Source organism: Christiangramia oceanisediminis (assembly GCF_022570735.2).
In the GTDB taxonomy this organism is placed as follows: Bacteria; Bacteroidota; Bacteroidia; order Flavobacteriales; family Flavobacteriaceae; genus Christiangramia; species Christiangramia oceanisediminis.
The window spans coordinates 806,666-829,513 of the sequence record NZ_JANCNS010000002.1 but is presented as its reverse complement, the minus strand read 5'-3'; the positions used below and the strand labels follow the sequence as shown (position 1 = coordinate 829,513).

Genomic DNA, 22,848 nt, shown 5'->3' with positions numbered 1-22,848 from the left:
GATGGAACAAACTTACAACAGATAGGTGGAACTGTCGAAACTTAGATCCAAAATTAAAAAGTCCCAACCATCAGGCCAGGACTTTATTGAGATATAAGCACAGAATGAATTCCTTACTGTTTTCTTATCATTAAGAACTTAAATCTTGACAGGAATTCCATTCTGGAACTAAAGATATAGGTTGGGCTGGCAAAATAACAATCCAGGGCGAACACCTAATTATTTTTTAAAATGGGCATGTGTTTGTTAATCTTAAATTTATGTTGGCTTAAACTGGTTATAAAAACCGACCTGTTTTGGCGTACTTCCAATAGCTTCTCAATTCATAGGCTCATTCTTATAATTATATTACATTTGTTAATTCCTTTAACAGTTTGCCCTAAACCGAAAAACTAGTCGAAAAGATCTATGCTGAACCTGTCGAATGCACTGGAACTCCGGGATTTTTACCGGGTTCTATTTGAGAATGAAAAAGTTGAACTGGATGCAGCCAGTTTGAAGCGTTTAGATGATAGTTTTAATTTTTTAAAGGAATTTTCAAGAAATAAGATCATCTACGGGGTGAATACCGGTTTTGGTCCTATGGCCCAGTATAAGATAAGTGACGGGGACAGGATACAGCTTCAGCTAAACCTTATTAGAAGTCATGCCACCGGGGCAGGGGAGCCTATGCAGCCATTGTATGTAAAGGCTTTAATGCTAGCTCGGCTTAACACCTTATGCCTGGGTAAATCTGGGATACATGCTTCGGTTGTAAGGACCATGGTATATTTGATCAATCATGATATCACGCCGCTTATCTTTGAACATGGCGGAGTAGGAGCCTCGGGAGACCTGGTACAGCTCGCACACCTGGCCCTGGTGATCATTGGAGAAGGGGAGGTTTTCCATAAGGGAAAAAGAAGGCCTGCTAAAGAGGTCTTTAACGAATTGAACATAACTCCAGCCCGGATAGAAATACGGGAAGGCCTGGCCTTGATGAACGGGACTTCGGCCATGACCGGTATCGGGATCGTAAACCTTATCTATTCGAAACGATTGCTTAATTGGGCTATTTACTGCAGTTCGGTCATCAATGAGATCGTACAGGCTTATGATGACCACCTTTCAGAAGAACTGAATTCTTCCAAATTGCACAAGGGACAGCAAAAGGTTGCTGAAGCCATGCGCAAGCACCTGGAAGATTCGGTGCTTACGCGAGATCGTAACGAGCATTTATATAACAACGGCGCCGATAAGAATACTTTCTTTAAAGAAAAAGTACAGGAATATTACAGCCTGCGATGTGTGCCGCAGATTTTAGGCCCCGTGCTGGATACCATCAAAAATGCTGGTAAAATACTGATCGAGGAAGTAAATTCGGCGAACGATAATCCAATAATCGATGTAGAAACCGAACATGTTTATCATGGCGGTAATTTTCACGGCGATTATATTTCTCTCGAAATGGATAAATTAAGGCTGGTGATGACCAAAACGTCTATGCTGGCTGAGCGGCAGCTTAATTACCTGCTCAACTCAAAACTGAACGATATTCTTCCACCTTTTGTGAATCTACAAAAACTGGGTCTTAATTTCGGAATGCAGGGCGCGCAGTTCTCGGCGGTTTCGACCACTGCGGAAAACCAGATGCTTTCCAATTCGATGTACGTTCATAGCATCCCTAACAACAATGATAACCAGGATATCGTGAGCATGGGTGCTAATTCAGCCAATATGACAAGGAAGGTGATCGATAACTCGTTTGAAGTGCTTGCCACCGAACTCGCAACCATCGTACAGGCGCTTTATTATTTAGATTTTGACGATAAACTTTCCGAAGCCACAAAAGCCAGGCTTTTTGAGCTACGAGAGATCATCCGGCCCATCAACGAAGACAAACCTTTGTACAATGAAATGGCAGGGCTCAAGGAATATTTACTGAACAACGAAGCTTATTGATATGAAATATGCATTGGTTACGGGAGGCTCCAGGGGAATAGGTAAGGCGATCTGCCTGCAACTGGCTGCAGATCATAAATATAATATCCTTCTGAATTATCATTCCAATATGGCTGCTGCCGAAGAAACAAAATCAGAGGTCGAAGCCATTGGGGTAAAATGTGAACTTTTAAAATTTGATGTATCAGACCTTGAGGCGACGCAGACATCAATCGAATCCTGGAGATCTGAAAATCCCGGTGCAATCATCGAGGTACTGGTCAATAATGCCGGTATCACGAAAGATGGGTTGTTCATCTGGACCAACCAGGAAGCCTGGTCAAAGGTGATTGACACCAGCTTGAATGGATTTTATAATGTCACTCAGAGCCTTTTAAAAGAAATGTTGCGAAAGCGCTACGGTCGCATCATTAATATCGTCTCTCTTTCGGGACTAAAAGGAAACCCTGGGCAGGTGAACTATTCTGCCGCAAAAGGTGCAATGATCTCTGCTACCAAGGCGCTAGCACAGGAAGTAGGGAAAAGAAAAGTTACCGTGAATGCGGTTGCGCCAGGTTTCATACATTCAGACATGACCAGTAATTTTGATGAAGAAGAACTAAAAAAACTGATCCCGGTCAACCGATTTGGAGATCCGGAAGAGGTAGCCAGCCTGGTATGTTTTCTGGCTTCAGAAAGATCTTCCTATATCACTGGCGAGGTAATCAATATCAATGGAGGCTTATATTCCTAAATATATGGCTAGCTGGAAGGGACAATCAAGGGGAACCTTGTTGGGCTTCAGGATCTATGTTCAGATCATCAAACGAACAGGGCTTTATAGCGCCTATTTTGTGTTGCTCTTCGTGGCCGCCTATTTTATCGTCTTCTCCTTTCATTCCACTCGCAGTACCTATTACCTTTTTCGACGCAGGCTGGGCTATTCGGCACTGAGCGCTGCCCTGAATGTCTACAGGAGTTATTTTACCTTTGGAAGAATTCAGCTGGACCGGGTGGCTATTTTAAGCGGACTCCGGCATAAATTCACTTTCGAATTTGACGGAAAAGATCATATTGAAGCACTTCTGAAAAAGGGTAAAGGCGGAATTTTGTTAACCGCGCATATCGGTAATTTTAATCTGGCCAAGCATTTTTTCGAGGAAAAACATTCGGAAGCGGTCGTAAACCTGGTAGTGACAGATTTTGAACATAAGCAAATCAAGAATTACCTGGAATCGGTCACGGGAACTTCAGAAGTGAAGATCATCGTGCTCAAAGAAGACCTGAGCCATATCTTTTATATGAAAGAAGCCCTGGCCAGGAATGAGTTGCTGGTTTTTGCCGCCGACCGATATTTGAAACATTCAAAAACCTATACGGCAGAATTCCTGGGAAAGAACACAAAATTTCCCCAGGGGCCTTTTAAACTGGCTGCCAGGAATCAAATTCCAATTTTGTTCGTGCATTTGATGAGGGAGCGAAACTTCCATTATCATTTTTATGCCCGTCCATACAAAGCAGTGGAAGGTACGCCTCGTGAAATTTTAAATGCCTATCTTGAAGACCTTGAAAAAATGGTACGTAAATACCCGCATCAGTGGTATAATTACTATGATTTCTGGAACGATTTCAGTTAACTATGGCAGAGAATTTATTACATCATCCCATCACAGAAGTAGGTGATCTTATTCCGCAAAAAGAACCATTCGTATTTGTAGATACGCTTTATGAATACACCTCGCTTACCGGGGTAACGGGATTCACCATTCCGGCTGAAAGTTGCCTGCTCGATGATGGATTCCTTTCAGAAAGTGGACTTATTGAGCACATGGCTCAAAGCATGTCCCTTCACAGGGGTTACCAGGGTTCTTTAAGTGGAAACCAAAAACCTAAAACAGGATTTATAGGGGTTATTAAAACTGTAGAGATCCTTGGGCTTCCTAAAGTAGGAGAACGTTTAAAGACCTACGTGGAGATCCTGCACGAGATCATGAACGTAACTTCGGTATCTGCCAGGACCGAAAACGAGAAAGGTGAGGTGATCGCAATTTCCGAAATGAAAACGGTAACGGTGGAATGAATTCAGAATCCCTGGAAAGTATCATACAATTAAGAGTTCGGTTTCATGAGTGCGATCCCTTACAGATCGTATGGCATGGAAATTACCTGAAATATTTTGAAGAGGGAAGAGAGCACTTTGGGAGAGAACATGGAATCTCTTACCTCGATGCTAAAAAGCATGGTTTTGCAACTCCGGTCGTCAAATCAGCCTGTGAACATAAACTACCTTTAAAATATGGTGATGAATTTGAAGTTCATACCATCTTTAAGAATACTGAGGCCGCCAAGATCATTTTTAAATACGAGATCCTTTCATCTGGAAAACTGATTTGTACCGGGGAAACGGTTCAGGTTTTTACCGATAAAAACCAGGAACTTATACTTACCAATCCACCGTTTTTCTTAGATTGGAAAACGAAAATGGGACTGGTATCATGAACTTGAATTTCTTACTGGGCGATTCGATCATTTCTCCTTTGGGGTTTGGCACCCAGCTAAACCTGGAAGCCATCAGGCAGGGAGAAACAGCCTTGCAATCCCATACCAATCTTTCCTATCAAAAGGATTCGTTCTATGCAGGAATCATCGATAATGATCTTTTAGACGAGGCCTTTTCCAGGATAGGAAACCTGCGGGCCTACACCAAACTGGAGAAAATGATGCTGCTTAGCATTCACCAGGTTTTGGAGGATTTTCCCTATTTAGATCTGGAAAGAACCGGGCTGGTTATTGCCACCACTAAAGCTAATATTGATGAACTGGGAAAAGGCCGATTTTCTGAGGACAGGTTGATGCTTTGGAAATTAGGTGAGGTGGTTGCCAAATTCTTCGGTTTTCAGGATAAACCAATGATCGTTTCTAATGCCTGTGTTTCTGGAGCTCTGGCTTTGAAACTTGGTAATGACCTCATTCAATCTGGTAGGTTTGACCATGTGATGGTTGCAGGGGGTGACCTGGTTTCCGAATTCGTTCTATCCGGTTTTAATTCCTTCCAGGCAATTAGCCCGGAGCCCTGCAGGCCATTCTCAAATGACAGGCAGGGGATAAGCCTTGGTGAAGCGGCAGCAGCCATGCTAATTGGTCCCAAAACAGGAAAAGGAGAGACAAGGATAGGCTATATCGATGCTGTTACGGCCAATGATGCGAATCATATTTCAGGTCCCAGCCGTACCGGGGAAGGTTTGTATTCGAGTATTTCGCGTTTGCTAAAGGCGAATAAGGTGAAGCCATCTGAGATCGATTTTTTATCGGCTCATGGTACCGCAACGGCCTATAACGATGAAATGGAATCCATAGCTTTTAACCGAGCCGGACTTCAGGACATCCCGGTTAATAGCTTAAAAGGCTATTATGGCCATAGCCTGGGCGCCTCGGCCCTAATCGAAAGCATCATCACCCGGCACAACATGCTTAATAATGAATTATTCGCTTCCCGAAATTTTACAGATCTGGGTGTTTCCAGACCGTTAAACATTATTCAGCAGCATCGAAGTTCAGAACTGAACCTGGCCTTGAAGACAGCTTCCGGTTTTGGCGGGTGTAACCTGGCCATGTTTTTAAAAAAAGTTCAGGATGAATAAGAAGTATTACATAAAGGATTATGTGATCCTCCGTCAAGGTAGACTCATCAGGAACGGGGAGGTGTTACTTGAAGCGGGGAATCCAGAATTAAAGGATTTTCTTAGAAAGATATATAAGAGTTTTGGTATGAGATACCCTAAATTCTTTAAGATGGATGATCTTTCCAGGCTGGGATTTCTGGCTGCCGAGATTCTTTTTGACCAGGAAAAGCCGGAAGCAGATACCGCCCTGATATTTGCCAATTCGTCTTCCTGTCTCGAAACAGATAAAGCCTATTCTAAAACGATGAGTGGTTTTCCATCTCCCTCCTTATTTGTTTATACTTTACCAAATATAGTTTTAGGAGAGATAAGTATACGGCATGGTTTACGCTCAGAGAACCTTTTCCTGGTACAGGATAGGTTTGAGCCAACCACAATGATAGATTATTCACATTCCCTGCTCAATAAGGCTAAGGCCAGCAATGTGCTTTGTGGATGGGTGGACTTGCACAATACGGATTATGATGTATTTTTGTGGCAAATTGCTGCTTCCGGGCGATTAGAGCATAATGAAGAGGAGCTAAATAAAATATACTTACCTGAATGAATGACCTGCACACCGAGCTAAAGAAGAGTATTATAGACCAGTTGAACCTGGAAGATATGGACGTGAGCGATATCGAAAATGATGAGCCGCTTTTTGGAGACGGATTAGGGCTGGACAGTATCGATGCGCTGGAACTTATCGTATTGCTCGAAAAAGATTACGGGATCAAGCTGGAGGACCCTAACCAGGGAAAAGAGATCTTTAATTCTATTAATAGTATGGTCGATTTTATCGAGAAAAACCGTACGAAGTAAAACATGTGTGCCGTTGCCGTCACCGGGATGGGGATCGTTTCTTCACTGGGGAAGAACCTGTTTGAAAATTACCAATCCTTAAATACGGGAAAAACCGGCATTTCTACGCCTGAAATCCTTCAAACGAATTATAAGGATCTTCCGGTTGGGGAGATCAAGATCAACAATACCAGGTTAAGTAATGATCTGGGGCTTAATCCCGGCCACTCCTATACCCGTGCTGCCTTATTAGGATGTATGGCTGTTAGGGAATTACTTCATAATTCAGGACTTTCAGAATTTGATCCAGGTACAGGATTTATTTCCGGAACTACGGTTGGTGGAATGGATATGACCGAATCCTTTTTTGATCAATTTTCTGAAAACAGCGAGAACCTCAGGTATATCCAGGCCCAACATCCCGGCTTTACCACAGAAAAGATCGCAGCATATTTTGGGCTCAATGCTATGGTAACTACCATCAGCACCGCCTGTTCCTCATCTGCGAATGCCATTATGCTTGGTGCCCGTTTGATCGAATCGGGCAGGTTGAAAAGAGTCATCGTGGGAGGAACCGATTGTTTAACCAGGTTCACTCTTAATGGTTTTAATTCCCTGAAGATTCTATCTGGAGAAACCTGTAAACCTTTTGATGAAAACAGAAACGGACTCAATCTTGGAGAAGCTGCTGCTTATCTTTTGCTGGAAGCTGATGAAATGAAGGGAAATCGCCCCGCCATTGCAAGGATCTCCGGTTACGGGAACGCCAATGACGCCTTTCACCAGACCGCTTCTTCCCAAAATGGGGAAGGAGCCTATTTAGCTATGAAAAAGGCTATTGAAAAAGCAGGCGTGGATCCGGTGAACATCAATTATATCAATGCACATGGGACCGGTACGGGCAATAATGATCTTTCAGAAAGTGTTGCTATCAAAAGAGTTTTTGGTGATCATATTCCCGAATTTAGTTCTACCAAGGCTTTGACGGGTCATACCCTGGGTGCAGCCGGTGCGGTGGAAGCTGTGATCTCAATTATGGCCATACAAAACCAGGAAGTCTTTCCAAACCTGAACTTCAGCCAGCCTATAAGAGATACAGGATTAATGCCTGAAACGAAACTGCACTCAAAGCAGTTAAATTATGTTCTTTCCAATTCCTTCGGATTTGGAGGAAACTGTACCTCTTTAATTTTCCGAAATGAATAAGGTTTTTATCAACGGGATTTCGGCTATTTCTGCCCAGGATGAGGATATTTTCGATACAGGGAATTTCCAGGAATTTAGTTCCAGTATCGTTAAGGCCAAAGATCAGGATTACAAAGCCGTTATCAAACCCATGATGCTGCGCCGTATGTCGCAGGCGGTAAAAATGGGACTGTATTGCAGCAAAAAAGCACTCACTGAAGCCGGGATAATACAGCCTGGAGCCATTATTATAGGAACCGGGCAGGGATGCATTCAGGATACTGAAAAATTTATGCAAAGCATGATCGAGTCTGAAGAAGGTTTGCTGGCGCCAACTTCTTTTATCCAGTCCACTCACAACACGGTTGGTGGCCAGATCGCCCTGGAACTCAATTGCAATAGCTACAATATGACCTATACTCAGAATTCGGGTTCTTTTGAAAGTGCCTTGCTGGATTCCCTGATGCTGATCAATACGGGTGAAGAAACAACTGTCCTGGTAGGTGGGGTGGATGAGACATCACCAGCCTTCACCGGTTTCCAGGTTCTTGACGGGCAAATTTGCAAAGAACAAATCTCGGGCCCCGATCTTCTTAAAAAAGATACTCCGGGAACCATGATCTCTGAGTCGGCGTCCTTCTTTGTGCTGGATGCTAAAAAGCAGGAAAAGTCTTATGCCTGTGTACGTGACGTATGCCTGAAAAATAGGATTCAGAAACAGGAACCTGAGCAATTGATCCTTGAATTTTTAAAGTCGAATGAATTGGATATCAGTGAGATCGATGCCGTGATCCTTGGGAATAATGGAGATTGCAGGTATGACGGTTATTATTCAGGAATCCAGGAAGCGATCTTCTCAAAAACCGCCCAGTTGGCCTATAAACACCTGGTGGGTGATAATCATTCCATTTCGGCCTATGCCATGTGGCTCGGAGCTCGCATAATTGCTGAAAACAGGATTCCAGAGGCTTTTCAAATTAATCATGTAACTTGTGATAAAATAGATAAGGTGCTGATCTATAATCAATACCTTGGTAAAAATCATGGCTTAATTCTGTTGGAAAAACCTTGACCTATAGAATACTGAACATACTTTTTGTAATCACCCTGGTGATTTTTTTATACCTGTACCTGGAAGATCTTTGGTCTTTCTGGCCAGTTGTCCTGCTGGTTTTGGGATATATCCTGTTCCTTTTAGTGGTTTCTACCAACGTTGGCTTTAATTTTTTTGTAAAGGCCTATAATAGAAATCCAGATTTCGAGGGAAATTCGGTGGCTTTAAGTTTTGACGACGGGCCTAACCAGAACACCCTGAAGATCCTTGATATCCTGGACCGGCATGAGGTGAAGGCCACCTTTTTTTGCATCGGGCAACAGGTTGAGGCTCACCCCGAAGTATTCAGGGAGATCCTGAAAAGAGGACACCTGGTTGGAAATCATACCTATTCTCATACCCGTAAAATAGGATTTTTGAAATCTTCCCGAATAATTGAAGAAATTGAGGCCTGTGACAAGGTTGTTAAAGACAGGTCTGGGCTAGAGATGCGGCTTTTCCGGCCGCCTTTTGGCATTATAAACCCTAAAGTTAAAAGAGCGCTGGCTAAAACAGGGCACCAGGTAATTGGCTGGAATAACAGGCCTTATGATGCGATCACCAGTTCACCAGAACGCATCCTGAAAAGAATTCTTAAAAACCTTGATAAAGGCGACCTTATTCTTCTTCACGATAATATAGAGAAAACTTCGGTGGTATTGGAACAGTTATTGGTAAAGCTAAAGCAACGCAATCTTGGTGTTGTGAGACTGGATAAATTATTTGATATAGATGCGTATACTAATTAACATATTTGCCTTCCTGATATTTTCAGGAACTATTGCTCAAAATAACCTGCTTTCAGATAAAGAAGGAGACAGGTTTAAGACCAATGTGATCCAGACTGCTGAAGGGATCAATAGCTTTTCTGCTGAATTCAGCCAGACCAAACATATGCAAACCATGAACACCGAGCCTAAAAGCGTGGGAATGGTTTATTACAAATCGCCAGATATGCTGAAATGGGAATATCAAAGCCCGTTCGATTACCAGGTTCTTTTCAGGGACTCCAAATTGTATATCGTGGAAGACGGCATGGCTTCAGAGATCGACCTTTCATCCAGCGAATTGTTCGAAAAAATGGGCGAGCTGGTTGCAGGAAGTGTAAATGGAAAGATACTTAATGCAACGGGTAAATTCGATATTTCCTACCACAGGGATGGCGATAGCTACAAAGCGAGAATTATTCCGAAAGACGAAAATATTAGCGGACTATTCCAGGAGATCTGGGTGAATTTTAATTCAGATTACCATATCAGGTCGGTACGCCTGTTAGATCCGTCTGGAGACTATACCGAGATCAGGATGAAAAATATTAAAATTAATCAGCCTATACCTCAGTCGGTTTTCCAGAACTAAGTATCTTGTAAGCCTGATCCAGTATTTATGATTTTACAGGAATTCTACGAGCTTATTTCTTCAAAAGAACAGGACGGCCTGCTTCTAACCACTCTTAGAATCAATAATGAACATCCCCTTTATAATGGACATTTTCCCAACAGGCCGGTCACGCCGGGAGTAGTGCTCATGCACCTCTTTAAGGAAGAAGCCATGAGAAGAACTGGAAATGAACTTCAACTGGTTCGCGCCAACAACGTGAAATTCATAGCGGTTTTCGACCCGGGCCAGACTCCAGAGCTCCTGCTTGAGTCAAAGCTGGAAGTTTCCGGTGAATTTGTAAAGCTTAACGGCGTCGCCAGGACGGAGAATGGGATTGTCCTGAAGATCCAGGCACTGTATAAGACTCTCTGAATCTTATGTTGCTTTCGTCATAAATAATACCTTTGCACAAAGCTTTAATCTTGAATACTAATTCGGTTTTTCAATCGAGGTTCGATGCCCTTAATTGCTGTGTAATTGTACCAACCTATAATAACGCCGCAACTTTGGGGCCTTTCCTTGCTGAGCTAAGAACCTATACCCTTAATATTATCGTGATCAATGATGGTTCTACTGATGAAACATCCCGGATCCTCGATTTGTATCCCCATCTGGAGTTAAGAGAACACACCGAAAATCAGGGTAAGGGGATAGCCCTAAAAACCGGTTTTAAGGCAGCAGAAGAACTGGGATATAAATATGCAATTACCATTGATTCAGATGGCCAGCATTATCCAGATGATCTGGATGTTTTTTTAACCGAACTGGAATCCCGTACAGATTCTGATCCTGAACTACTGCTTGTTGGAGACCGCAACATGGGCCGTGAGGGAATTCCCGGGAAAAGCAGCAAGGGGAACAGGTTCTCTAATTTCTGGTTTTTAGTGGTAACGGGCATCGATCTTTCAGACACCCAGAGTGGATATCGACTATATCCGGTAAAATTGATCAATTCTCTTAAACTGATCACCTGGAAGTTTGAACTCGAAATAGAGGTCCTGGTCAAGGCTGCATGGAAAAAGGCCGATGTAAGAAATATTCCAATCAAAGTACTTTATGAAGAGGGAAAGCGTGTAACGCATTTCAGGCCTTTCTGGGATATCGTTCGAATTGTTCTTTTATATATGTGGTTCGTGCTGGTAAGCTTTTTTTATATACATCCCAGGAACAAATACCAGGATTTTAAAAATAAAGGCTTTAAACGATTCTGGAAAGAAGACGTGATGAAAAGCCAGGAACCACCGCATAAAAAGGCCTCTGCCATCGCCCTTGGAATCTTCGTAGGTTTGTCTCCTTTCTGGGGCATCCATACGTTGCTGGTCTTTAGCCTGGCTGCCCTTTTCAGCCTCAATAAGGTTATAGCCTTCTTATTCTCCAATATAAGTATACCGCCTTTTATTCCATTTATAATCTACAGCAGCTACCAGTTAGGTTTATTTCTCACTGGAAATGGTTTCAACTGGGATTTGAATTTGCATAATTTTGATTCGGGAACCGAAGTTTTTCTGGGTCTATGGCAATATATAATCGGCAGCCTCGCGCTTTCAATTGTATCGGCTGGAGCAGTATGGATTGTATTTTATTTTTTATTTTCGATCTCTAATCAAAAGCAGGTCGTTAAACCTTAATGCATAAAGCCTTTTATAATAGCTACAGGTATCTGAAAAGCCATAAAAGAACAGGCTTCCTTATACTTTTTGTCTACCTGCTCATCACGGGTTATTTTGCCTGGAATATTCAGCTCGAGGAAGATATCACCAGTCTCATCCCTTCTGGCGGAGAACAGGAAAATCTGAAAAAGGTTCTTAGAACAACCAATCTTTCCGATAAACTAATTATAAGTATTTCTGCAGAAAATGAAAATGTTTCACCAGATAGTCTGGTGAGCTATGCCGAAGCTTTAACCGGGAAACTGGAATCGAACCTGGATGACTATATTCTGGACATCAAAGGTAAAATTCCGCCTAATGACCTAAGACAGATCTATGGTTTTGTATATGAAAACCTCCCGATCTTTCTAAATGAAAAGGATTATAATGAAATTTCAAACCGACTTTATGCCGATAGCATACGCGCACGAATAGGTTCGGGATATCGACAATTGATGTCTCCAACGGGTTTTGTCACCAAGGATTATTTTCTTCGCGATCCCCTGTCCCTCACCAATCTTGGTTTGTCCAAACTGCAGGAATTGCAGGTTGGGGAGAACTTTGGATTGTACAATAATTACCTGATCACTAACGACCGAAAGAATATCCTGCTATTCGTTGATGCGGCCTATCCCTCTTCAGAAACCGATAAAAACGAGGAATTCCTTCAGGGGCTTGATTCGATCGTAAACGATCTGAATGGTCGATACCCGGAAGTAGAAACCAGTTATTTTGGTGGTATGATGTACTCAATAGCCAATGCCAGCAGGATAAAGCAAGACATCAGGCTTAGTTTAGGGATAGCGGGAAGCATCTTATTACTCTTGCTTATATTCTTTTACCGGAAGATCTACGTGCCGCTAATATTATTCATTCCCAGTATAGTTTCCGGAATCACGGCTATTGCCTTACTGAGTCTTGTAAAGGGAAGCGTATCGGCCATTTCCCTTGGGATAGGCTCCATCCTGCTGGGTATCACGCTGGATTATTCCCTGCATACCCTAACGCATTATCGCAATAATCGAGATGTTTCAAAACTCTACAGGGATATTACCAAACCGGTTTTGATGAGTAGTATCACTACTGCAGTGGCATTTTTATGCCTGGTTTTCCTGAACAGTGAAGCATTAACCGATCTGGGAATATTTGCGGCGGTAAGCGTAATATTTTCTTCGATCCTGGCTCTGCTGTTGGTACCCTTATTATATGTTCCCCCTTCTGAAGATTATAAGCAGAATACTTTTCTCGACAAGATCGCTTCCGTAGAATATTCAAGGTTCCGGCCGCTTATTTATCTGATCCTGGGTATATGGTTGGTAAGTGTATTTCTTTTCAACAACGTTAGTTTCAATGATGATCTTTCCAGGATCAATTATCAGCCTGAAGAGCTCATGGAGCTGGAGCGAAAGGTGGAAGGCCTTGCCGGCCGGGAGGGTAAGACCATCTATATGGTCGCCTACGGAAACAATATTGATGAAGCACTTCAGGAAAACAGCAGGCTTTACGATAGGTTGAACGAGCTGGAGAAGGAAGCTGAAATTCGTAATTTTAGCAGTATAGGAGGTGTAATTCTATCAACGGCAACCCAGAATGACCGAATCGAAAACTGGACATCCTTCTGGAACCCTAAAAGAGCTGATAGTCTAAAGACCCATCTTGTAAACATTTCAGGGGATTATGGCTTTAGGCCGGAAAGTTTTAGACGCTTTTATTCTTTGCTTGAACAGGATTTTGAGAATATAGACCTTGATGATTATAAGGATGCGGGTTCTCTTTACCTGAGCGATTTTATATCGGAAGATGAGAATATTGCCACGGTTACCAGTACGGTAAATCTTGCTGAAGAAAATACCAGTGAATTCCTTTCAGAATTTGAAGGGGTGGAGGGTGTGCTTGCGCTGGATCGAAAAGCTATGAATCAGGTATTTCTTGGAGACCTTAAAGACCAGTTCAATAAACTGGTTCTGTTTTCACTGTTGGCTGTCTTTATTATCCTTTTGATCGCATACCGAAGTATCGAAATTAGTCTTTTTACACTGCTTCCAATCCTGGTTACCTGGATTTGTGCCTTAGGGATCATGGTTTTGCTGGACATAGAGTTCAATATTCTCAATATTATCATATCGAGTTTCATCTTTGGATTGGGGCTGGATTATAGTATTTTCATTACCAATGCCTGTTTACAGGAGTATGAGACGGGGAAAAAGGAATTGCAGACTTACCAGACTTCCATACTAATTTCGGTCATCACAACCATGCTGGGAATGGGAGCCCTGATTTTTGCGAAGCATCCCGCGCTAAAATCGGTTTCTGTAGTTTCGATCATAGGAATAATTTCAGCGGTAAGCATCAGTTTTATTTTGCAAAGAGCTATCTTCAGAAAACTGATCCTGGAGAGGGTGGAAAATGGAGAATCTCCTTATTTCCTCAAACAATTCATCCGGTCAAAAGCTGCGAAATATCCAACCGAAAGTGAAAAGCTTTACAAGAAATGGGCTGTTTTGAGCAATTACCGTTATAAATCGATCTATGGCGAGGTTAGAAAAAGATTCAGGGCTTCCCGCGAAAAATTCCTTCGGGTAAGCCGATACCTGAATGAAAAGGATAGAGTGACCGTGATTAATTCGGGTTACGGGATTTTGCCTTTGTTCCTATCTTATAAATTCAGTGAAATTGAGATCCATGCCTTTGAAGGTGATCTGGAACTGCTGGAAATCGCAAAAGCAACGCCACGTTCCAAAATAACTGAAATCGAATTTTATCCGGAACTTGGTTCATTGCCACCTTCCGAGATATTTATTATTCAGGGGAATGTGACCAATGCCCAGCCCCTTATAGAATTTATGAAACCTCATGCCAGAAAGGTGATCATAATCGATTCTGAATTTCCGAATCGCTGGCTGCTAGACCTTAATTTCGAGATCGTTTACCGTCAAAACAATATCCTGGTCTTACAAAAAGCAGAATGATGAAAGCAAGGCTTGTATATTTGATTTTTGTTCCCCTGCTTTTCATATCCTGCGGGTTAAAAAAATCGATGGAATTCGAACCCGATATTTCGGGGATTGAAAAAATTGATACGACCCGTATACAGCATTCCGAGAATCATTACAGCCTAGGAAAGAATCAGCTTTATAAGAATGAATTCGGTATCTGGGAGCTGTATCTCGAAGGCGATGCCCTGGAAAGAGGCCTTGCTAACGGCAGTCTTAGTCGGGAGCTCATCAGGCACCAGGAACAGGTCTTTATGCAGCGGCTTTCAGAAATGGTGCCTTCAGAGAATTACAGGAGTTTCCTGTTGAAATCCGTATCATTCTTTAACCGGAAGATGTACCAGTATATTCCGCAGGAATATCTAAAGGAGATCTACGGAGTTTCCCGATATGCTTCTGCCGAATTTAATGAATTCGCACCTGCTTTTACGAGAATGCTTTATTTGCACGGCGCCCACGATATAGGCCATGCCATGCAGGACCTTATGCTGGTAGGTTGTACTTCGTTTGCCGCCTGGGATGAGCAAACAGCAGATGGCCAGCTTTTGCTGGGAAGAAATTTCGATTTTTACGCCGGTGATGAATTCGCTGAACAGAAGATCGCTGCCTTTATTAATCCCGATAAAGGCCATAAATTCATGATGTATACCTGGGGCGGAATGATTGGAGTGGTAAGCGGGATGAATGAACAGGGTCTAAGTGTCACGATCAATGCGGGTCGATCTGGAATTCCCCTGGTGGCGAAAACACCGGTAAGCCTGGTGGCCCGGGAAATTCTTCAGTATGCCTCAAGTACGCAGGAAGCTATTGAAATTGCCAGGAAACGGGAGGTTTTTGTTTCTGAAGCTATTATGGTGGGGAGCGCCAAAGAGCGAAATGCGATCCTGATAGAGGTTTCACCACGTAACTTTGGAGTTTATGAGGTTGATAATTCCAGTCAATTGATCTGCAGTAATCATTTTCAGAGCGAGGCTTATTCCGAAGACCGGCGGAATAAAAAAGCGATCCTTGAAAGCCACACTCAATACCGGTATGAGCGTATGCAGCAACTTCTGGCAGAGGAACAGAAACTGGAACCTGGAACTGCAGTTTCCATCCTCAGAAATATGGAAGGTAAAAACGAAGCAGAACTTGGATATGGAAATGAATTGGCGATCAATCAGTTGCTGGCCCATCACGCGATCGTATTCAAACCAGAGGAAAACAGGCTTTGGGTCTCCACGGGACCTTACCAGATGGGCGAATTCGTAGCCTATGACCTGGATTCGGCTTTTGAAAAATTTACTAATGGAATTGTGGGAAATTCAGTTGCCAGTAAAGAATGGAATATTCCGGAAAGCGATTTTATTCATCAAGCTCAATTCAAAAACTACGAGCGATATAGAAAGTTAGAATATGATGTTAAAGCTGCCCTCAGAAGGGATGAAATACCGGAAGTGGTTGAAGCTGAAGAACTGGTAAAATTAAACCCACAATTCTGGGAAGCCTGGTATCTGGCCGGAATGGTGTATTACGAGCAGGAAGACTATGACCAGGCACTGAGACATTTCGAAGAAGCCCGGCAAAAGGAAATAACCACACTTCCTGATGAGGAAGAGCTGGAAAAAATGATTAAAAGAACACAGCGAAAATTATAATGCAAGATCTCTATTTTCAGGATATAAAAAAGATCAGGACGGCTCAATGGAAATTGATAAAAAGCCAGTTGCAATACTGCAAGGACAATTCTCCATTTTACCAAAAAATGTTCAGGGAACGTGATATCTCTTTAAAGGAAATTCAGCAGCCAGGGGACTTTAGCCGGCTTCCCATCACCAGCAAGGAGGACCTGCAGCGCTTCAATTCCAATTTTATCAGCGTTCCTGAGGCCGATATTATTGACTTTGTAACCACCTCGGGCACACTCGGGAGTCCGATGAATTTTGTCCTGAATGAGGAAGATCTCGAAAGGCTGGCTGAGAATGAGTTGAGATCGTTCAAAATGGCAGGAGTAAAAATGGAACATAAGGTCCAGATCACCACAACCCTGGACCGGAGATTTATGGCCGGAATGGCTTATTTCCTTGGACTGAGAAAGCTGGGAGCAGGTGTCATCAGGACGGGAAGCGGACTGCCTCAATTACAATGGGAAAGCATCGAGCGATTTAAACCGCAGTACCTGGTAGCCGTACCTTCTTTTCTGCTTAAGATGATAACTTTTGCGGAGGCTAACGGGATCGATTACCGAAATTCCTCCGTAAAAGCCGCTATTTGTATCGGGGAGGCGCTTCGGGATTCAAATTTTGAATTGAATGCAATAGGGAAACTCTTACAGGAAAAATGGAATATTGAAATCTATTCTACCTATGCCTCAACGGAAATGGCCACTGCTTTCACCGAATGTCCCGAACATCGTGGATATCATGTGCCTGCCGATCTGGTTTATACCGAAGTTTTGAACGAGGCGGGAGAGGCCGTTCAACCGGGTGAAATAGGGGAGCTGGTGGTCACCCCGCTGCAAACCCGAACCATGCCGTTGATCAGGTTTGCTACCGGCGATATGCTTACCTATTATGAAGAGCCCTGCGATTGCGGAAGGAATACCCCACGGCTAGGTTCAGTGGTTGGAAGGAAACAGCAAAAGATCAAACTGAAGGGAACCAGCCTTTACCCGCAGCACCTGATTGAGGTTTTAAATTCCTTTAAAAAGCTGGATTCCTATTTGATTGAGGCCAGGCATGATGAATTCGGAAATGATGCGGTAACTGTGTTCGTACCTGCTGATTTTATGGGAGTAGCACGCCTTCAGGATTATTTCAGGGCCAGATTGAATGTTACCCCGATAATAGATTTGATGGAACTTGAGGAGATCGAAAAATTAAGGTTTCCGAAGATGAACAGGAAACCACAGGTTTTCAGGGATCTTCGTTAATCATATCTTCTGGCAGAAGATCACGATCTTTTCGTTTTCCAGGTTGGTGGTAAAGAAAATATAATCGCTTCCACCATCCTTAATCTTGAATTTCTTCCGAAGGTTTTCTACAGAATCAGGAAAATTACGGGTAGTGATATTGGCTTTTCTAGACTTTAACTTCTTCTTTAGGTAAGAATCTTTAAAATACATACGATCAATCACTTTAAAGCTCCTTCCGGGGAATTTAAGCGGGTGATTTGAGGTGTATAAATGGGAATGCTGATGTAGCTTCGTAGTACCGGTTTCTAAAGCCAGCTGTTTAAAAAGTCCGCTTTTCATAATAGCCGAATTGGGCTCATACAAATACTCCAGCGGTTCGCTAAAATCGATCGATAGCCCTTCCTCATCATCCAGGCTTCCCTGGAATTTCTCAATTTCACTCTTTTCAAAATTTACGCATTTGGTAACGGGCGAAATTTCATGTCCCTTTTCAAGGATCCACAATAACTCCTTTACCTCGTTGCGAACGGCCAGGATATGGATCTCCTTTACGAATTTCAATTCCCTGTTTCCTGCAGAAATATCAAGAATAGGAGAGGTTTTCAATAAAAGATTGTTGGTCTTTGAAAATATCAGGTCGAGATTTGCAGGAATATTGGGCTCGCAATCTTCCAGCCTGAATACCTTTTCGCCAGTTTTACCCCGCCTGGCAGGATCGGCATAGATCCAGTTGAATCCTTCCTGTTTTTTTAGGTATTCCAGCGAATCGGTATGTTGAACTTCGATATTTGCATGAAGCGACCTGAAATTATGTTTGGCGACTTCGGCCAGCTCTCTATTTAGCTCGCAGTAAACGAAATTTTCAAAATTCTGGGAAATATAATAAGAATCGATTCCAAGGCCACCCGTAAGATCGATGCACGATTTTCCTTTTACCAGGGATGCCTTGTAAGTTGCCGTAATTTCAGAAGAACTTTGTTCGAGGTTCAGGCTGGGTGGGTATATGATTTCATCAGATTGATAAAATTCCGGGAATTTCCTTTTTGCGATCTTAAGCCCTTTCAACTGGCCGGCAAGCTCCTGAACGCTTATATCATCAAATGGACTGCCCTTAAGAACCAGTCCTGGAATATCGCTTTTTTCATTATTACGAATGAACTTAACGACTTCTGGTCTAAGCAAGGCCCTGTTAAACATGATCAGAGGTCTCTGGTAAGCCTTTTTACGATTTTGTATTCGCTTAGTGACTCCTTGGCGATCACTTTAAGGGCTGTATAGAAAGGAACAGCCACAACCATTCCTGTGATGCCAAACATAAGCCCGGCGATTAGAATGATCAGGAATATCTCCAGCGGGTGCGATTTTACACTGGCTCCAAAGATCATTGGTTGCGAAATGAAATTATCGATCAACTGGCATATCCCGTAACCCAGCATCACATAGATTACTCGTGGGAGGATCACACTGCTGAATTCGGCTCCCAGGTTGCTGGAGATCACAAAAAGCGCCATTAAAATACCTGCCAGTAATGGGCCCAGGTATGGAACCAAATTTAAAACTGCACAGATAAAGGCGATGGCAATCGGGTTATTGATCTCAAAGACCGAAAGCAGGATACTGTACAATAGAAAAAGCACCGAGATCTGGAGGGTTAGGCCAACAAAATAGCGGGAAAGCAGCACCTTGATCTTATTGAAGACGCGCTGAAATTTCTTTTCTTCTCCTTTATTGGCAAATACCAGGATGCTGTTCAGCATCAGTTTGCTATCTTTCAGAAAGAAAAATGAAATGAAAAGAATGGAAAATACAGCGACCAGGGTCGCTCCAAGAATCCCGAAAACATTGTTCAGAAATTGGGGAATAAGGCTAACGTCAAAATTCCTTATAAATTCGCTTCGTTTCAGGCCTTCAATTATATTGATCTCCTCAACACCGAGGTAATTGTTGATCTGCTCGTTAAGGTCGTTTAAATCATTTTTAAACGCCTCTATATCTATCTGGCCTAAATACTTGCTTTGTTCGATCACGATCGGGACAAAAACAAAAATGATCCCGGCAAAAATGGCGAGTACCAATAGCAGTACGATCACTACGGCAAGCTGATTTGGCAGCCTAAGCTGGTTGCGAAGAAATATTACCACCGGTCTTCCAATAAGCGCAATAACCGCAGCAACGGCAACGTATACGATCACCGACTGGATCTCCCATAAAAAGTAAAGAAGGAGGACGATACCGAGCATGATCCCGGTTGCCCTGAGGATTCCATTTGCAAATTCATGTGCTTTCACGGCGTAAATATATTATTTCTTGTCGAACTTGTTGAAGACTTTGGTTATTTCGTATAACGCGATCCCCACCGATTGTGCCACATTCATACTGCTGTTTTCCCCGAACATTTCTATATGAAAAAGCTCATCGATGCTTTCCAGAACTTCTGCTGAAATACCATGTCGCTCATTTCCAGCGACAAGCAGCGTTTCACCTAATTTTTTTTCTGAAATCTCATGTATAGGCCGGCTTGTACTGGTGATCTCAAGCCCGATACTTTTATACCCCATATTTCGGTAGGTATCAATTGCTTCAGAAGATTTTTCATAAAATTCAAAATCCACCAGTTTATGGGTATTCCGCGCAGTTCTGGTAAGGCGGTTACTATTTAGATTGGGCCTGGAGCCTCCGAAGATGATCTTTTCAATTCCGAAAGCGTCGGCAAGCCTGAAGAGACTTCCAATATTCGCTTCACCGGTCACATTGTCTAATAATAGCACAATGGGAAATTTTTTTTTTTGGAAGGAAGTTTCGGTGTGGGATAGTTGTTTTATCAATTTTCGAAGGCGTATTTAACAATATTTGCTCCCATTTTTAAAGCTTTTTGTCTTACTTCTTCCGGGTCATTATGAACTTCCGGGCTCTCCCATCCGTCACCCAGGTCACTTTCCAAGGTGAAAAGCAACAGGAGCCTGTTATTGTCGAATATTCCGAAAGCCTGTGGAGGCAGGGCATCATGCTCGTGTATCTTGGGAAGACCATTCGGGAAATCGTAGGCGATCGAGAAAATTGGATGATTTTTAGGTATTTCGGTGAGCTCTTTTTCGGGAAAGAGTTTTTTGATCTCCTTCCTTATATATTCGTTCATGCCGTAATTGTCGTCGATATGGATAAAACCGCCGCTAAGCAGGTAATTCCTTAAATTTTCAACCTCGTCATCATTGAAGATCACATTACCATGCCCGGTCATATGAACCAGTGGAAACTGGAATATATCGGTGCTTCCCGGTTCAACGGTTTGAGGCTTTGCGGCGATATTGGTCTGGATGTTCTGGTTGCAAAAGCTAATCAAATTAGGAAGTGCGGTAGGATTGGAATACCAGTCACCGCCTCCGTTATATTTAAGCACAGCGATCTCCTGGGCCTTCCCTGAGGAGGCAAGGATCAAAAAAACTAAGAGAAAAAAAACGTTTAAGGTTTTCATCAGGTATCTTGATTAACCAAGGCAACCGTATGGCAGGCGACTATCGCAGCAGTTTCGGTACGCAACCTGCTTTCGCCAAGGCTTATTTGCTGCCAGTTTTTATTTTTGGCCATTTCGATCTCTTCAGGGCTGAAGTCTCCTTCAGGCCCAATTAGAATATTCACGCGTTGCCTGGCCTGTAATTTTTTCTGAAGATATGGTTTTTCGTTAACATCTTCGCAATGAGCAATAAACCTGGAACCTTCCAATTCCTGGGCCATGAGGTCATTAAAACCTATGGGTTCATTCAATTTTGGAAAGCTAAGATGCAATGATTGTTTCATGGCGCTTAACAAAACGCGTTCATAGCGTTCCAGTTTTACCACTTTACGTTCACTGTGATCGCAAATTACTGGAGTGATCTCGTGCACCCCAATTTCCATGGCCTTTTCAAGGAACCACTCATAACGGTCGTTCATTTTGGTTGGAGCGACGATCATATGAAGATAATAGGGTGGAGCAGGTTGTTCTTCAAAAGACAGGATTTTTACCACGCAATGCTTCGGGTCGGCTGATATGATCTCAGCCTGAAATAATAAACCTTTTCCGTTTGTGAGATTAAGTTTGTCTCCTTCATTTTTTCGAAGAACCTTGACGATATGTTTACTTTCATCCCTGGGAAATGTTACCAGGCTGTCTTTTTCCGAAATATCTGGATTAAAGAATAATTGCATCTTAGAATTTATATCTTGACTGTGCGGTGATTGAAAGATCGGCAAAATCTTTTTGAAGGTATTTGTAATAACCGGCGATACCAATCATGGCTGCATTATCTGTGGTGTACTCAAATTTTGGTACGAAACATTTCCAGCCCCACTTCTTTTCGGCATCTACAAGTGCCTGCCTTATCCCGCTATTGGCTGAAACCCCGCCACCAATAGCAACCTGACTGATCCCGGTTTCTTTTACCGCCTTTTTAAGTTTATCCATCAGGATCCCAATGATGGTATACTGAATGGATGCGCAAATATCTTTAAGATTCTTTTCTACAAAATCCGGATCGTTTTTTGTTTCCTTCTGAATGAAATACAGAACTGCGGTTTTGAATCCGCTGAAACTGAAATTCAGTCCATCCACTTTCGGCTTCGGAAATTTAAATGCCTTTGGGTTTCCTTCCTTTGCGTATTTATCGATAAGCGGTCCCCCGGGATAGGGAAGTCCCATGATCTTGGCGCTTTTATCAAAAGCTTCACCAACAGCATCATCGGTTGTTTCCCCGATCACTTCCATTTCAAAATAATCGCTAACCTTTACGATTTGAGTATGTCCACCACTAATGGTCATGGCCAGAAATGGAAATTCGGGTTTGTCATAACCTTCCTCTTCAATAAAATGGGCAAGGATATGGGCCTGCATATGATTTACCTCGATCAATGGAATATTCAATCCCATCGCCAATGATTTGGCAAAGGAGGTTCCTACAAGCAAAGAGCCCATTAAACCGGGACCGCGGGTAAAGGCAATTGCAGAAATATCTTTTTTGTCGATATTTGCCGTCGCTAATGCCTGATGGATCACCGGAACTATATTTTGCTGATGGGCCCTGGAAGCCAGTTCCGGGACTACCCCGCCATATTGTACGTGAACTTTTTGAGTAGCAACAATATTGGAAAGGATTTTTCCGTTGCAAAGTACAGCGGCAGCCGTGTCATCACAGGAAGACTCGATTGCGAGAATGTTAATTTTTTGCTCTGGCATCAGAAGTAATTGGGCTTAGAAGTTGTAAATTAGACGCAAAGTTAAAACATATTAACGTATCAA

General features: G+C 42.7%; 23 protein-coding genes. 17 read left to right on the top strand and 6 right to left on the bottom strand.

Annotated features, from left to right (window positions below; genetic code table 11):
- The first annotated feature begins 408 nt into the window (after positions 1-408).
- Genes flxA through flxY form a run of 17 tightly spaced genes read left to right on the top strand, consistent with a single transcriptional unit; the run spans position 409 to position 17,594 of the window.
- Positions 409-1,941 carry a flexirubin biosynthesis tyrosine ammonia-lyase FlxA gene (gene flxA / locus MKO06_RS11205; RefSeq protein WP_241551262.1) on the top strand — a complete coding sequence of 511 codons (1,533 nt, stop codon included), beginning with the start codon at positions 409-411 and terminating at the stop codon, positions 1,939-1,941.
- Position 1,942: 1 nt separating this feature from the next.
- Positions 1,943-2,674 (top strand): flexirubin biosynthesis SDR family reductase FlxB, encoded by a 732-nt coding sequence (gene flxB, locus MKO06_RS11200; protein ID WP_241551261.1) that lies wholly within the window; start codon positions 1,943-1,945, stop codon positions 2,672-2,674.
- Positions 2,655-3,557 (top strand): LpxL/LpxP family acyltransferase, encoded by a 903-nt coding sequence (locus MKO06_RS11195; protein ID WP_241551260.1) that lies wholly within the window; start codon positions 2,655-2,657, stop codon positions 3,555-3,557. The genes flxB and MKO06_RS11195 overlap by 20 nt, the downstream gene beginning before the upstream one ends.
- Positions 3,558-3,559: 2 nt before the next feature.
- Positions 3,560-4,000 (top strand): hotdog family protein, encoded by a 441-nt coding sequence (locus MKO06_RS11190; RefSeq protein WP_241551259.1) that lies wholly within the window; start codon positions 3,560-3,562, stop codon positions 3,998-4,000.
- Positions 3,997-4,419, top strand: a complete 423-nt coding sequence (locus tag MKO06_RS11185) for an acyl-CoA thioesterase (protein ID WP_241551258.1) — start codon at positions 3,997-3,999, stop codon at positions 4,417-4,419. Before MKO06_RS11190 ends, MKO06_RS11185 begins: the two co-directional genes overlap by 4 nt.
- Positions 4,416-5,561 (top strand): beta-ketoacyl synthase N-terminal-like domain-containing protein, encoded by a 1,146-nt coding sequence (locus MKO06_RS11180; RefSeq protein ID WP_241551257.1) that lies wholly within the window; start codon positions 4,416-4,418, stop codon positions 5,559-5,561. The genes MKO06_RS11185 and MKO06_RS11180 overlap by 4 nt, the downstream gene beginning before the upstream one ends.
- Positions 5,554-6,150 (top strand): 3-oxoacyl-ACP synthase, encoded by a 597-nt coding sequence (locus MKO06_RS11175; protein ID WP_241551256.1) that lies wholly within the window; start codon positions 5,554-5,556, stop codon positions 6,148-6,150. Before MKO06_RS11180 ends, MKO06_RS11175 begins: the two co-directional genes overlap by 8 nt.
- Positions 6,147-6,404 (top strand): phosphopantetheine-binding protein, encoded by a 258-nt coding sequence (locus MKO06_RS11170; protein WP_241551255.1) that lies wholly within the window; start codon positions 6,147-6,149, stop codon positions 6,402-6,404. Before MKO06_RS11175 ends, MKO06_RS11170 begins: the two co-directional genes overlap by 4 nt.
- Before the next feature lie 3 nt (positions 6,405-6,407).
- Positions 6,408-7,589 (top strand): beta-ketoacyl-[acyl-carrier-protein] synthase family protein, encoded by a 1,182-nt coding sequence (locus MKO06_RS11165; protein WP_241551254.1) that lies wholly within the window; start codon positions 6,408-6,410, stop codon positions 7,587-7,589.
- Entirely contained in the window at positions 7,582-8,640 is a 1,059-nt protein-coding gene (locus tag MKO06_RS11160) for a beta-ketoacyl synthase chain length factor (RefSeq protein WP_241551253.1), read from the top strand. The genes MKO06_RS11165 and MKO06_RS11160 overlap by 8 nt, the downstream gene beginning before the upstream one ends.
- The gene (locus MKO06_RS11155) at positions 8,637-9,410 is read left to right on the top strand and encodes a polysaccharide deacetylase family protein (protein WP_241551252.1); all 774 of its coding nucleotides are present in this window, start codon (positions 8,637-8,639) and stop codon (positions 9,408-9,410) included. The genes MKO06_RS11160 and MKO06_RS11155 overlap by 4 nt, the downstream gene beginning before the upstream one ends.
- Positions 9,394-10,020, top strand: a complete 627-nt coding sequence (lolA2, locus tag MKO06_RS11150; RefSeq protein ID WP_241551251.1) for a flexirubin biosynthesis/transport protein LolA2 — start codon at positions 9,394-9,396, stop codon at positions 10,018-10,020. The genes MKO06_RS11155 and lolA2 overlap by 17 nt, the downstream gene beginning before the upstream one ends.
- 27 nt (positions 10,021-10,047) lie before the next feature.
- Positions 10,048-10,413: an ApeI family dehydratase gene (locus MKO06_RS11145; RefSeq protein WP_241551250.1), complete on the top strand. Its 366-nt coding sequence runs from the start codon at positions 10,048-10,050 to the stop codon at positions 10,411-10,413.
- 50 nt (positions 10,414-10,463) lie between these two features.
- Positions 10,464-11,669 carry a DUF2062 domain-containing protein gene (locus tag MKO06_RS11140; RefSeq protein WP_241551249.1) on the top strand — a complete coding sequence of 402 codons (1,206 nt, stop codon included), beginning with the start codon at positions 10,464-10,466 and terminating at the stop codon, positions 11,667-11,669.
- Positions 11,669-14,659 (top strand): MMPL family transporter, encoded by a 2,991-nt coding sequence (locus tag MKO06_RS11135; protein WP_241551248.1) that lies wholly within the window; start codon positions 11,669-11,671, stop codon positions 14,657-14,659. Before MKO06_RS11140 ends, MKO06_RS11135 begins: the two co-directional genes overlap by 1 nt.
- A complete protein-coding gene (locus tag MKO06_RS11130) occupies positions 14,656-16,320 on the top strand; it encodes a C45 family autoproteolytic acyltransferase/hydrolase (protein WP_341849956.1) in 1,665 nt (554 codons plus the stop codon). Before MKO06_RS11135 ends, MKO06_RS11130 begins: the two co-directional genes overlap by 4 nt.
- Positions 16,320-17,594, top strand: coding sequence for a flexirubin biosynthesis putative acyl-CoA ligase FlxY (gene flxY, locus MKO06_RS11125; protein WP_241551247.1), 1,275 nt, complete (start codon positions 16,320-16,322; stop codon positions 17,592-17,594). The genes MKO06_RS11130 and flxY overlap by 1 nt, the downstream gene beginning before the upstream one ends.
- Here the strand turns inward: flxY and MKO06_RS11120 are convergent, their stop codons facing one another.
- The 6 genes from MKO06_RS11120 to tsaD are packed head-to-tail and all read right to left on the bottom strand — an operon-like array spanning position 17,595 to position 22,785.
- Positions 17,595-18,773 carry a THUMP-like domain-containing protein gene (locus MKO06_RS11120; RefSeq protein ID WP_241551246.1) on the bottom strand — a complete coding sequence of 393 codons (1,179 nt, stop codon included), beginning with the start codon at positions 18,771-18,773 and terminating at the stop codon, positions 17,595-17,597.
- A 2-nt stretch (positions 18,774-18,775) separates the two neighbouring features.
- A complete protein-coding gene (locus MKO06_RS11115; RefSeq protein ID WP_241551245.1) occupies positions 18,776-19,864 on the bottom strand; it encodes an AI-2E family transporter in 1,089 nt (362 codons plus the stop codon).
- A gap of 12 nt (positions 19,865-19,876) precedes the next feature.
- A complete protein-coding gene (locus tag MKO06_RS11110; protein WP_241551244.1) occupies positions 19,877-20,344 on the bottom strand; it encodes a TrmH family RNA methyltransferase in 468 nt (155 codons plus the stop codon).
- Positions 20,345-20,397: 53 nt separating this feature from the next.
- Positions 20,398-21,048 (bottom strand): DUF4159 domain-containing protein, encoded by a 651-nt coding sequence (locus tag MKO06_RS11105; protein ID WP_241551243.1) that lies wholly within the window; start codon positions 21,046-21,048, stop codon positions 20,398-20,400.
- Positions 21,048-21,761, bottom strand: a complete 714-nt coding sequence (locus MKO06_RS11100; RefSeq protein WP_241551242.1) for a 16S rRNA (uracil(1498)-N(3))-methyltransferase — start codon at positions 21,759-21,761, stop codon at positions 21,048-21,050. Before MKO06_RS11100 ends, MKO06_RS11105 begins: the two co-directional genes overlap by 1 nt.
- Position 21,762: 1 nt before the next feature.
- Positions 21,763-22,785 (bottom strand): tRNA (adenosine(37)-N6)-threonylcarbamoyltransferase complex transferase subunit TsaD, encoded by a 1,023-nt coding sequence (gene tsaD, locus MKO06_RS11095; protein WP_241551241.1) that lies wholly within the window; start codon positions 22,783-22,785, stop codon positions 21,763-21,765.
- Between the last annotated feature and the right edge of the window lie 63 nt (positions 22,786-22,848).